The sequence below is a fragment of the Bradyrhizobium sp. 930_D9_N1_4 genome (genome assembly GCF_052076015.1).
Lineage (GTDB): Bacteria > Pseudomonadota > Alphaproteobacteria > Rhizobiales > Xanthobacteraceae > Bradyrhizobium.
Map to the genome: position 1 here is coordinate 5,834,051 of NZ_CP197236.1, position 12,523 is coordinate 5,846,573.

The 12,523-nt window shown below is 64.4% G+C and carries 11 protein-coding genes; 6 read left to right on the forward strand and 5 right to left on the reverse strand.

Going from position 1 to position 12,523, the window contains the following annotated elements:
* Positions 1-99 precede the first annotated feature (99 nt).
* Both AB7532_RS27790 and AB7532_RS27795 read left to right on the forward strand, forming a co-directional pair.
* Positions 100-1,023: an ABC transporter ATP-binding protein gene (locus AB7532_RS27790; RefSeq protein ID WP_441237874.1), complete on the forward strand. Its 924-nt coding sequence runs from the start codon at positions 100-102 to the stop codon at positions 1,021-1,023.
* On the forward strand, positions 1,020-1,781 hold the full coding sequence (locus AB7532_RS27795; RefSeq protein WP_441237875.1) for an ABC transporter permease: 762 nt from the start codon (positions 1,020-1,022) through the stop codon (positions 1,779-1,781). The genes AB7532_RS27790 and AB7532_RS27795 overlap by 4 nt, the downstream gene beginning before the upstream one ends.
* A 57-nt stretch (positions 1,782-1,838) precedes the next feature.
* Here the strand turns inward: AB7532_RS27795 and AB7532_RS27800 are convergent, their stop codons facing one another.
* Positions 1,839-2,162, reverse strand: coding sequence for a hypothetical protein (locus AB7532_RS27800; RefSeq protein WP_441237876.1), 324 nt, complete (start codon positions 2,160-2,162; stop codon positions 1,839-1,841).
* Positions 2,163-2,439: 277 nt separating this feature from the next.
* Between AB7532_RS27800 and AB7532_RS27805 the strand changes: the two genes are divergently transcribed.
* The 3 genes from AB7532_RS27805 (at position 2,440) to AB7532_RS27815 (ending at position 5,546) form a co-directional block, all read left to right on the forward strand.
* Entirely contained in the window at positions 2,440-3,258 is an 819-nt protein-coding gene (locus AB7532_RS27805; protein ID WP_441237877.1) for a L,D-transpeptidase, read from the forward strand.
* Between the two features lie 307 nt (positions 3,259-3,565).
* Positions 3,566-3,820, forward strand: a complete 255-nt coding sequence (locus AB7532_RS27810) for an acyl carrier protein (protein ID WP_441237878.1) — start codon at positions 3,566-3,568, stop codon at positions 3,818-3,820.
* A 25-nt stretch (positions 3,821-3,845) separates the two neighbouring features.
* Positions 3,846-5,546 carry a fatty acyl-AMP ligase gene (locus tag AB7532_RS27815; RefSeq protein ID WP_441237879.1) on the forward strand — a complete coding sequence of 567 codons (1,701 nt, stop codon included), beginning with the start codon at positions 3,846-3,848 and terminating at the stop codon, positions 5,544-5,546.
* Between the two features lie 6 nt (positions 5,547-5,552).
* Here the strand turns inward: AB7532_RS27815 and AB7532_RS27820 are convergent, their stop codons facing one another.
* The 3 genes from AB7532_RS27820 to AB7532_RS27830 are packed head-to-tail and all read right to left on the reverse strand — an operon-like array spanning position 5,553 to position 8,930.
* On the reverse strand, positions 5,553-6,566 hold the full coding sequence (locus AB7532_RS27820) for a hypothetical protein (protein WP_441237880.1): 1,014 nt from the start codon (positions 6,564-6,566) through the stop codon (positions 5,553-5,555).
* Entirely contained in the window at positions 6,541-7,923 is a 1,383-nt protein-coding gene (locus tag AB7532_RS27825; RefSeq protein WP_441237881.1) for an MBOAT family O-acyltransferase, read from the reverse strand. The genes AB7532_RS27820 and AB7532_RS27825 overlap by 26 nt, the downstream gene beginning before the upstream one ends.
* A gap of 47 nt (positions 7,924-7,970) precedes the next feature.
* A complete protein-coding gene (locus tag AB7532_RS27830; RefSeq protein WP_441237882.1) occupies positions 7,971-8,930 on the reverse strand; it encodes an acyl-CoA desaturase in 960 nt (319 codons plus the stop codon).
* Between the two features lie 214 nt (positions 8,931-9,144).
* Here AB7532_RS27830 and AB7532_RS27835 point away from each other — a divergent pair, with 214 nt between their 5' ends.
* A complete protein-coding gene (locus AB7532_RS27835; protein WP_441237883.1) occupies positions 9,145-10,080 on the forward strand; it encodes a glycerophosphodiester phosphodiesterase in 936 nt (311 codons plus the stop codon).
* Between the two features lie 144 nt (positions 10,081-10,224).
* Here the strand turns inward: AB7532_RS27835 and AB7532_RS27840 are convergent, their stop codons facing one another.
* Positions 10,225-12,504 (reverse strand): spermidine synthase, encoded by a 2,280-nt coding sequence (locus tag AB7532_RS27840; protein WP_441237884.1) that lies wholly within the window; start codon positions 12,502-12,504, stop codon positions 10,225-10,227.
* Positions 12,505-12,523: the final 19 nt, after the last annotated feature.

A 12,523-nucleotide genomic window follows, 5' to 3' on the forward strand; every position in this document is an offset into this window, starting at 1 on the left:
CGGGCAAAGCCATTCCTATCTCAGGCTCCGCTGACCTCCCCTCCGGGATGGTTCCAGCCTCCCCTCCCCAGTCTTCGCCCCCTCAGCCCTGCGGCCATCATGTCCTCCATCATTTCCGTCGCCAATTTGTCGAAGACCTATGGGTCCGGCTTCAAGGCGCTCAAGAACGTCAATCTCGACATCAAGCGCGGCGAGATCTTTGCGCTGCTCGGCCCCAATGGCGCCGGCAAGACCACGCTGATCTCGATCATCTGCGGCATCGCCAATCCCAGCGAAGGCAAGGTCCTCGTCGGCGGCGAGAACATCCAGACCTCCTACCGCAAGGCGCGCTCGCTGATCGGCCTGGTGCCGCAGGAATTGCACACCGACGCCTTCGAGAGCGTGTGGGCGACCGTGAGCTTCTCGCGCGGCCTGTTCGGCAAGCCGAAGAATTCTGCGCATATCGAGAAGGTGCTGAAAGACCTCTCGCTGTGGGACAAGAAGGACAGCAAGATCATCACGCTCTCCGGCGGCATGAAGCGTCGCGTGATGATCGCCAAGGCGCTGTCGCACGAGCCGCAGATCCTGTTCCTGGATGAGCCGACCGCCGGCGTCGACGTCGAACTGCGCAAGGGCATGTGGGAAGTCGTGCGCACGCTCCAGCAATCCGGCGTCACCATCATCCTGACCACGCATTACATCGAGGAAGCCGAGGAGATGGCCGACCGCATCGGCGTCATCAACAAGGGCGAGATCGTGCTGGTCGAGGACAAGGCGACCTTGATGTCGAAGCTCGGCAAGAAGCGGCTGACACTGCATCTGCAAGGCAAGGTCACGACGCTGCCGGAGAGTCTCAGCCATTACGAGCTCGACCTCTGCGACAACGGCGCGACGCTGGTCTACGACTACGACACCAAGGGCGAGCGCACCGGCATCACCAGCCTGCTCAGCGACCTCCGCACGGCCGGCATCCGCTTCAACGATCTCGACACGACCCAATCGTCGCTCGAGGACATCTTCGTCGACCTCGTGAGGACGTCATGAACCACCGCGCCATCCGCGCCATCTATCTGTTCGAAATGGCACGCACCTGGCGCACGCTGCTGCAAAGCATCGTCTCGCCGGTCGTTTCGACCTCACTCTATTTCGTGGTGTTCGGTGCTGCGATCGGCTCGCGCATCAGCCAGGTCGAGGGCGTCAGCTACGGCACCTTCATCGTGCCGGGCCTGATCATGCTCTCGGTGCTGACGCAGAGCATCGCGAACGCCTCGTTCGGCATCTACTTCCCGAAATTCACCGGCACGATCTACGAGATCCTGTCGGCGCCGATTTCCTATTACGAGATCGTGCTCGGCTATGTCGGCGCCGCCGCGACCAAGTCGATCATTCTGGGCCTGATCATCCTCGCCACCGCGGGGCTCTTCGTTCCATTGCATATCCATCATCCGGTCTGGATGCTGGCCTTCCTGGTGCTGACGGCGGTCACGTTCAGCCTGTTCGGCTTCATCATCGGCATCTGGGCCGACGGCTTCGAGAAGCTGCAGATGATCCCGATGCTGGTGGTGACGCCGCTGACCTTCCTCGGCGGGAGCTTCTATTCCATCGACATGCTGCCGCCCACCTGGCGCACGGTGGCGCTGCTCAATCCGGTCGTCTACCTGATCTCGGGCTTTCGCTGGAGCTTCTACGAGATCGCCGACGTCAGCGTGGCCGTCAGCATCGGCATGACGCTGGCGTTTCTGGTGATCTGCCTTGTCGTGATCTGGTGGATTTTCCGCACCGGCTACCGGCTGAAGAACTAGCCTCAACTGTCATTCCGGGGCTCGCGCTACGCGCGCCCCGGAATGACGGCGGCGACGTCACCGATAGCAATGGAAGTGGTGGTAGCCGTCATAGTAGCCGCGGCAACGACGGTGACCTCGGTGCGGAATCCCGAATACGCCCTCCACCGCGCCGACGGCACCACCGACACCTGCGCCGACGACACCTCCGACCGCGCCGCCCACGGGACCGGCGATCCGGTTACCTTCATAGGAGCCTTCCTGCGCGCCTCTCACGATGCCCTGGGCATGGCCAAGCTGCGGCAGGCAAGACAGGGCGAGAAGGAGGGCAGCGCCGGCGAGAAGCATGCGGGATGATAGACCGGCCGGCAATTGCGCGGCGGCGATACGAGCTTTGTTCATCTTCGATCCTAGGGGATGCGGCGGCGATACGTGCCAGCCAAGGAAGGCAATCCCCCAACGCGGTGGCGGCCAAATGGTTGCGCCTTTGTGACGAATTGTCGGCGTTGTGAACGCATCTCCCGCTCGCGAAAATGTCAGCGCCGCCGCTGCCCGCGCGGCACAAAGCGGCCTTGCTTACGCCCGGCGTCACGTTAACGATGGGCGTGCAGGCCGCTGGAACGGAAGCCGGGTTGCAGGCATATTGCACGCCGGGGGACGGAGAGCCGCGGCGCCTTGCATGAACAGGCCGGAGGCCAGACGTCAGATGCGTTCATTTTTTATCGCTTTCACCTCCCTGATGCTTTTGAGCGCGGGCACCGCGCAAGCCAAGGTCGAGATCACCGTCGACAAGGACAATCAGCAGATGACCGTCGCCGTCGACGGTGTCGCGCGCTATCACTGGCCGGTGTCGACCGGCATCCCCTCGCGCGAGACGCCGAACGGCGCGTTCCGCACCTTCCGCATGGAAGAGGATCACTACTCCAAGGAATTCGACGACGCGCCGATGCCGCACGCGATCTTCTTCACGAAGGTTGGCCACGCCATTCACGGCACGGACTCGGTCGGCCGGCTCGGCTCGCCGGCGTCGCATGGTTGCGTGCGGCTGTCCCGCGCGAACGCCACGACGCTCTATGCACTGGTGCAGCAGCAGGGCGTGCTCAACACCACGGTGACGCTGACCGGCTCGGCGCAGGTCGCGCTCGCCCGCAATCCACGCGGCCGCAACCCAAGTGCCGTGGCCCGCGCCCCGCAGCAGCCGGCTGAAGAGCAGTACGCCACCACTGGCGATCCTGTGAATCTGACGCCGCCGCAGCAGCCCGCCCGCCGCTACATGCCGCAGGACGACAACTACATCTATCCCGCCGACGGCAGCGACACCGGCGCGCGCTATCCGGCGCCGCGCCCGGCCGGCCGGCCGCTCTATGACGCGCAGGTCTATCAGCAGCAGCCGCAGCAACAGCAGTATTACAATCAGGGCTATGGCCAGCAGGGCTATTACTATCAGCCGCAGCCCCGGCAGGTTTATCAGCCGCGCGGCTATTACTATCAGAACTGACCGTCAGCGGGCGCCATCCGCTCTTGCCGATCATCACGCCACGCCCACTCGGCGTGGCGTTGCGAATCGCAGCGGGCCGGCGGCGGCTGATGCGGCGCTCGGCCCGGCTCTGCAACTGCAATGTCCGTCGCGTGGTCGGCGATTACGGCTGCCGGGCGCGCACAGATGCGGCAAACCGTGCACGATTTGAGCACCAAGACGACGCAGGAAGGCAACAGTCCCCAACCTTCAACGCTGCGGCGTTGCGGCCAAATTGACAACCTTGAGGTCGCCCGTATTGTCTTTCCCATTGTTTCTGGGAAATGACATGACAAGCGAGCAGATTTCGGATTTCTGCGTAACCGCCCTGGCCAATATCCTGCGCATCTCCAGGGATCGGGTCGATACCTCCACAAAATTCAACCGCCTCGGCCTCGATTCGGCGATGCTGGTCTATCTCATGATGGAACTGGAGGAGAAGCTCGACCTCGAATTGTCGACCGACGACTTTTACGACCATCCGACCGTCGAGGCCTTGTCCCGATTTCTCGCCGACAAGCGCGCGATCCGCAACGCCGCCTGAGAGCGGCTAGAACCGGCGCCATCCGATGGATCCCCTTCGCTCGCTCGTGGCACATCTCGCCCGGCGCGCGCAGGAGCAGGCCGGTGACCGCGCCTATGTCTTCGTCTCCGATCGCGGGACGGAAGAAGCAGCCCTCACCTTTCGCCAATTGCATGATTCAGCACGCGCGCTTGCCGCGCGTCTGACCGTGGCCGCGCAGCCCGGCGACCGCGCCATCCTGGTATTTCCGCCCGGTCTCGAATTTCTGGTGGCGTTCTTCGGCTGCCTGATGGCCGGCATCATCGCCGTGCCGATGATGATGCCGCGGCGAAACGGCGCGCGCGATGCCAGCACCGCGATCCTCGCCAATTGCACGCCGGCGCTGGCGCTGACCAATTCGGCCCTCGCGCTGCGCGGCGATCTGCAAGCGCGCTTCGCACAGGACAATATTTGCTGGATCGAGGTCGATCTCACCGCCGAGGCCGTGGCGGCTGTCGAATTACCCGAGCCGGCAGCCCATGACATTGCCTTTCTGCAATACACCTCCGGCTCGACCTCCGAACCGAAAGGCGTGATGGTGAGCCATGCCAATCTGCTCGCCAATCTCGAGATGATCCGGACCGCGCTCGGCAACACTGGGCGATCGACCTACGTCAATTGGGTGCCGCTCTATCACGACATGGGCCTGATCCTGAACGCGCTCCAGGCGCTGTATGTCGGGGCGACCTGCGTGCTGATGGCCCCGAACGCGTTCATGCAGCGGCCGCTTGGCTGGCTGCGCGCGATCTCGCACTATCGCGCGGAAGTCGCGTGCGGGCCGAATTTCGGCTTCGACCTCTGCGTCAGCCGCTATCGCACCGACCAGATGGATGGGATCGACCTGTCCTCGCTCAGGATCGCGCTCAACGGCGCCGAGCCGGTGCATGCGGAGACCATCGACCGGTTCGTCGCGACATTCGCGCCGCATGGTTTCGATCCGCGCGCAATGTATCCGGCGTACGGCATGGCGGAAGCGACGCTCCTCATTTCAGGCGGAAGACGCGGCGACGGCCACGTCAGGCGCGATGTCAGCCGTGCCGCACTTCAAACGCATGCGGCAGAGGCGCCTTCGGACGCAGACGATACGCAGATCCTGGTCGGCTGCGGCCGTGCGCTCGACGGCGAGCGCATCGCGATCGTCGAACCGGAGCGCCGCACACGGCTGCCCCCCGACCGCATCGGCGAAATCTGGGTCAGCGGCGCCAACGTCGCCCGGGCCTATTGGCGCAACGACGATGAGAGCCGCGACGGGCTCAACGCCGACATCGCGGGGGAGGACGGGCCGTGGCTGCGCACCGGCGATCTCGGCTTCCTCGATACATCAGGCGAATTGTTCGTCACCGGGCGGATCAAGGACCTCATCATCGTCCGCGGCATCAATCATTATCCGCAGGACATCGAACGCACGGTGCAGTCGCTGGACGGCGGCTTGCGCGAAAATGGCGGCGCGGCCTTCTCGGTGCCGGACGAGAACGGCGAAGAGACGCTGGTCGTCGTGCAGGAGGTCGAGCGCACCGCGCGCCACATCATCGACAGTGACGAGATCAAGGCCCGGATCCGCGAAGCCGTCGCCGACAGCCACGAACTTTCCGCGCGCCACATTGCGCTGATCCGGCCCGGCACCCTGCCGAAGACCACCAGCGGCAAGATCCAGCGCAAGCTGGCGCGCAGGCTCTGGCTTGAGGGCAGCTTCGAGGAGATCGGCTAAGCCGGCTCAGAAATCGATCTTCGCGCTCGATCCATCGCGCAGGCTTGCGGCGATCCCCTGCTCGATCTTGCGCGCAAGGGTCGGACGGTAATGGATGAAATCGGCAAAGTTGGCGCGGTCGCGGGTGAGTTCGTTGTCGACGCGATAGCTGATGAAATTGCTGCGCGGTCGGCCCGCGACCACCTTCTTCAGCGCGACGTCGCAGAGGTTGCGGTCTAGGGCCGTCTCCGTGCCCGGCTTCGGCACGGTGGCTGCGAAGGTCGGCGGCACGACAATCACGACGGGCACATCGGGCGGCAACGTCCTGACGATATCCTCGAGCGCTGCGATCTCGGGAAACGTCCCCCGCATCTCGGCCGGCAGCGCCGGTGCAGGATCCCTCGGCCAGCCGATGTCCTTGAATTGGCCCGGCGGCCAGATGTCCTCATAGCTGACAAAACCGTCCGGGTTCATGCGCTGCCGCCGGCCAAGCCCGATACTGATACGCTGGAAGGCCTGCTCGATCGCCTGCCAGGAGATCAGCCGCACCGCATAGGTGACAACGCTTCGGTCATAGAGCCAGTCGGGAAACGGGACGCCGCCCTCATCTTTCAGTCGCGCATGCTCGCACCAGCCGGGATCGGCCACGATCACCAGCGCGCCGACCGCTCTGTGATTGCGCAGGAAGAAGTCGAGCACCGCCAGCTGTTGGCGCGGGGTCGCGCCCGTCATGTAGAGCTGTACGAAACGTGCGCCCGTTGCGCGCGAGAGTTCGGCCGGCTCGATCATCTGCGCCGTCGAATTGCCGAGGATGGCAGCGTTGAAGTCCGGATTCCTGGCGCGGCTCGCGGCCGTGATTTGCGTCAGGCGATTGTCGACGCCGTCGATACCGAGCAGGCCGAGCTTGCCACTGTCATAGGGATCGACCACCACCATCAGCGCGAGCACCAGCAGCGCTGCGCCGATCAGCGTGCCCGCGCATGCCAGCAGGCTGCGGCCCCAGCCGGGGTCTGTGTCAGAACTTGAAGTAGACGAACTCATGGAGATCCCGACCACCCATGTGGAGCAGCAATGCGAATAACCCAAGACCGAGCAGACCAGCGAGCCACGGATTCGGCCGCCGCGTCAGCATCGCGACAATGTCCTGACTCGCCGGCAGCAGGAAGGCGAACAGCGGCGCCGCGATCAACGGCCACAGATGCTTTCCGCGCTCGAGCGGTAGTGGCGAGACGAGTCCGGAAAAGACATGCCAGGCCGCCTCCACCGATCCCGCGCGAAAAATCACGCCGGTCGCGAGCACGAACAGCACCGTGAGCGCCCAGCCGAGCCATGACGGGAAGGCCGGACCATAGCGGCGCCACAGCGCGCAGGCCACCAGCGCAAGCCCGTGCAACACGCCCCACAAGACAAAAGTCCAGCTCGCACCATGCCACAGGCCGCACAGCGCCATCGTGATCATCATCGCGCCGAAGAACTGGAGCGGCAGGAAGCGCCGCGGCAGCAGACGCATGTTGACCAGCGGATAGAACACATAGTCGCGCAGGAACAGCATCAGGGTGACGTGCCAGCGCTGCCAGAAATCCTGGATATTGGTCGAGCGCAGCGGTGCATTGAAATTATAGGGCAACTGCACGCCGAACAGCAGGCCGAGGCCGATCGCGATGTCCGAATAGCCTGAGAAATCGAACAGGATCTGGAACGAGAAGCAGAAGGCAAGCCAGGCATCGCCTGTCGGAAGCGGTCCGGTTGCGGCCTGCGCATAGATGGGATCGAGCAGATGCGCGATGCTGTCTGCGATCACGACCTTCTCGAACAGGCCGAGCGCGATGAAGCAGGTCGCGATGCAGAACTGACGCTGCCAGCCCGGCACGTAAACCTGCTTGCCAAACTGGTGCATCACCTCCGACCAGCGCGCCAGCGGCCCCGCTATCGCCTGCGGGAAGAAGGCGATGTAGAGCGCGTAGCGATCGAGCGCATAGAGCGGCGCCCGACCGCGCTTCAGATCGACCAGGTACATGATGTGGTGGAAGGTGAAGAAGGAGATGCCGAGCGGCAGGCCGATGTCGAGCGCCGGAAGCGTCGTCCCGAGCATGAGGCCAAGATTGGCGAGCAGGAAGTTGGCGTATTTGAACAGCGCCAGCACGGCGATATCGAGCACGATCACCAGCGTCAGCAGCGTCCGCCATTTCACCCGCCCATAGAGCACGGAGGCCGCCCAGTTGATTGCGATCGAGGCGACCAGGAGCAGGATGAAGGACGGGCTGCCCCAGGCATAGAAGGCCAGCGACAGCGCGACCTGCACGCCAATGCGCAGTTGCGGATGCGGATCGGCCAGGCGGTAGATCAGCAGTGCCGCCGGCAGGAAGACCAGAAGGAATGGATAGTCGTTGAAGAGCATCGGATCAAAGCCGCGCCATCACCGGCCCGCGCGCCGGACGACGACGCTCAACCCGTTTCGAGATCGGGCGTCGCATCGCCCGACTGCCGCAGCATGCGCCGCGCGATCTTCTCCTCGCTCGGCACCTTGACGTCCCAGGCGAGCCCGAGCGCTTCCAGCGCGCGGATGAAGATGAAGCCGGGATCGAACTCGAACCAGCGCAGACCGAAGGCCGCCGAATACGGAAAGGCGTGGTGATTGTTGTGCCAGCCCTCGCCCCAGCCGAGCCACGCCATCACGCCGAGATTGCGGCTGTTGTCGTCGCGGGTCACGAAGGGCTGCGCGCCGAAGGTGTGCATGACGGAGTTGATGGCGGAAAAGGTCTGCTCGACCACGAACATGCGCACGACGCCGCCCCAGAGAAAGCCGCTCAGCGCCCCCCACAGGCTCATGGTGACGAGGCCGCCGATCGCAGCCGGCAGCAGCAGGCCGAGCGCGACCCAGCTGTAATAGTAGCTGTTGACGGCGACCAGCCGGCGGTCCGCCATCAGATCCGGCACGTAATGCGCGACGTTGGGATAGTCGTGCTCGATCATCCAGGTCAAATGTGCGTGCAGAAAGCCGCGCAGGCGGCCAAGTTGGCCCTCGCCGTGCAGCCGCGGCGAATGCAGGTCGCCATCGTGATCGGACAGTTCGTGGTGGCGCCGGTGCATCGCCGCCCAGGACAGCATCGACCCGCGTCCCGCCATCGATCCCATGATGATCAGGATCGCGCTCATCGTCATGGACGTCGCGAAGGCGCGGTGGGTGAACAGGCGGTGATAACCGACTGTGAGGCCGAGGCCGGTGATCAGCCAGAAGCCGAAGAACAGGCAAAACTCCATCGCGCCGATCGGGCGAACAAACAACAGGCCCAGCGCAACCAGCGCGCCGACGAAGGGCAGAATGTCGAAAACGATGAAATGCCGCCGCTGCATCTTGTGAAAATGCCGGCTGCGAATGATGCGGTGATCGCGTTTCTGTTGCACGGTCGGGGATTCCAGGGCGGCTCATATGAGTACATACAGGCCGGGCGAGCGCAACCCAAGTCACCGCCCAAGGTTTCAACAGGCGCGAAAGCCTATAGAATAGGCCCACTGCAAATCGCATCGAAGCGCTGTCCTTTCACTCGCGGGCCGAACTGTGATGACGTCACGTACGACAATTTTGGCCGTGGTCTCACTCTTGATCGCGGGAGAAGCCATGGGGGCCAATTTGGCTTTCGACCTCGAGGCGCATCGCGGCGGGCGGGCGCTGTTGCCGGAAAACACCCTGCCGGCCTTTGCCAATGCGCTCTCGATGGGCGTGGACACGCTGGAGCTCGACGTCGGCGTCACCGCGGATGGCGAGGTCATTGTATCGCATGAGCGCGGGCTCAACCCTGATCTGGCAAGGGATGCGACCGGCGCCTACATCGCGCCGCCCGGGACGCCTTTCGTGAAATTGCGGTTTGCGGACGTCAGGACCTACGACGTCGGCCAGATCAAGCCGGAGAGTTCCTACGCGAAGCAATTCCCCGACCAGCGCGCCATACCGGGGACGCGCATTCCGGCGCTGGGCGAGTTGTTCGCGCTGGTGCGCAAGTCCGGCAACGCGCGCGTGCGCTTCAACATCGAGACCAAGATCGATCCGGGCCGTCCAGACGAGACGCTGGATCCGGAAGGTTTTGTCGCCAGGCTGCTGGGGCTGATCGTGGCCGAGGGATTCTCCGACCGCGTCATGATCCAGTCGTTCGACTGGCGGACCCTGCTGCTCGTCCAGCAACAGGCGCCAAAAATCCCGACGGTCTATTTGACGCTCCAGCGCGGCTCGAGCCCGACGGTGGCACTCGACAAGGCCACCAACTGGACGGCCGGCTTCAGCCCGTCCGATCACGGCGGCTCGCTGCCGCGGACGATCAAGGCCGCCGGCGGCGCGATCTGGTCGCCCTATTTCGGCGATGTGACTGCGGCGCTGGTCACTGAAGCCCATACGCTCGGACTGCGCGTCGTGGTGTGGACGGTCAACAAGCGCGACGACATGGCGCGGATGATCGAGCTCGGCGTCGACGGGATCATCTCGGACAGGCCGGATTTGTTGCGGGAGGTTGCCGGAGAGAAGGGAATTGCGTTACCGGCGGGGACGCCGGTCGAGCCGTAACGCCACTCTCGTGCCCCGGACGCTGCGCAGCACGAAGTGATGCGCTGCAGAGCCGGGGCCCATAGCTTCTGGGTCCCGGCTCTGCGGAGCAGCGTTGCACGCTGCACCGCGTCCGGGACACGAGACCCGTGGTGACGCGCAGCCCTACTCCCCGTCCCTCAAGCGCCGGTACAGCGCGCCCAGGATGTTGGAATAGTCGTCGGTCCAGACCCGGACCCTGTCGTCGGCCTCGGTCTGCTCCCATGACTTTGACGCGGCGAGATTGCCGACGTCGGCATCCTCGCGCGCGGAGATCACGACGTCGGTCGAGAAGATATAGTCACCGTCGCGCCCGGAATCCTGGTTGAAGACCCAGCTCTTGAGATCGTTGGCATCGGCGATGCCGACCACGACACTCTCGAGATCGAGGTGCCGGTTGGAGACGTGCATCACCACCGCGCCGTGCGGAGCCAGCTTGTCCTTGTAGATCTTCATCGCCTCCTCCGTGGCGAGATGGATCGGGATCGCGTCCGACGAATAGGCGTCGACGATGATCAGGTCGTAGGCGCCGTCGGGCTCTTTTGCGAAGGTGAGCCGTGCATCGCCGATCACGGGCTTGAGGCCGGGCATGCAGCTCGAAATATAGCGGAAGTTCTTCGGGTCGCTCGCCGCGTCGACCATGGACTGGTCGATCTCGAAGAATTTCCAGTCCTCGCCGGGCTCGGCGGCGCACGTGAGCGTGCCCGATCCGACGCCGATCGCGGCGACCTTCAGCGGCGCGCCCTTGCGCTCGCGGATCGCGGTGACGGCCTGACCGATGCCACCGTCCTTGTGATAGTAAGTGATCGGCTCGGGCCGGCCGGTCACCGGCGTGCCGTCATTGTTGAGGAAGCGTTCGGCACCATGGATCGTGGTGCCGTGCATCAGCACGTGGAAATAGCCGCCCGGCGTCACCACGATCTTGTGCACGCCGAAGAAGCTGCGCACCGTCGTGACGCGGCCCTCGTCCGCCGGATAGATCCGCGTCAACGCCAGAGCGAGCACGACGGTGGCGAAGATCTTCCAGCGGCCGGCATTGAACGCAAGCGCCAGAAGTGCCGCGACCAAGCCGACGCCGGTGGCGAGCCAGACGCGGTGATCCTCGAACCAGGTCGCAAGATTGCCGGTCGAATAGGACGGCGCGACCAGCGCGATCACGAGCACGATGAGCAGGAGCCAGTAGCTGTTGATGAATCGCGCGAGGCGCTCGTTCTGCGACGGCCGGCACAGCGCGGTCAGCGCGATCAGGATCGGATATTCGGCGATCCAAGAGAAAGTGAAGGGAGCAACGAGCCCGGCGAAGAGGCCGCCGACCATGCCGCCGAACGACAACGCGACATAGAAGCCGGTCAGATATCTTGCGGCCGGCCGGGTCCGCGCCAGTTCGCCATGACAGGCCATGGCGATGACAAAGAAACACAATTGATGGCCGCCCAGCGTCAGCAGCAGATTCTGTTCGCCGCCGAAGGCGAGCAGGAAGACGACGCCCGCGATCGCGACCGGCTGGAGCATCAGCATCCATTTGTGCGGCAGCAGCGGCCGCGACTGGAACACCACCACCCAGGTCAGCAGATACAGCGACAGCGGCAGCACCCAGAGCAGCGGCGCCGCCGCGACATCGGTCGAGATGTGCGCGGTGACGGCGATGAGCAGGCCGGAGGGCACCGCGGCCAGGAAGATCCAGCGCAGCCGCGTCACAATACCGGGCGCGGGCGCATTGACGTCCTCGGTTTGCGCGTCCGCCATGGCAAGCTTCGGCGAACGCAGCAGAAGAACGCCGCAGGCGGCGATCAGAACGATCAGGAGACCATAGCCGCCGGTCCAGAGCCGGTTCTGCGTGTGCAGCGTGAACATCGGCTCCAGCAGGAACGGATAGGACAGCAGCGCGAGGAAACTGCCGATGTTGGAGGAGGCGTAGAGGAAATAGGGATCGTGCCCGGCGGGATGGCCAGTGCGGACGAACCAGGCCTGGAGCAGCGGATTGTTGGCGGCGAGCGCGAAAAACGGCAGGCCGATCGAGACCACGAACAGGCCGAGCAGCCAGAACGCATAGCCCGACGCCGGCGGCTCGCCATAGGCGGTGGCGATGCCAAGCGGCAGCGTGACGAAGGCCACGACAAGCAGCACCAGGTGCACCGCCACCGGAATGATGCGGTTCCTGGCCTGCATCAGCAGATGCGCATAGGCATAGCCCGCCAGCAGCAGCGACTGGAAGAACACCATCGCCACCGACCACACCGCCGGCGAGCCGCCGAGCCGCGGCAGCACCATCTTCGTGAACAGCGGCTGCACCGAGAACAGCAGCAGCGCGCTGACGAAGATCGCGGCGGTATAGACCGTCAGCAGCAGCCGGTTGCGTGACGAGGACGGCTGCTCCGTGGCGCCGGGTTGCACGATCGAATCCATGGAAGCTCCGGCTCAAACC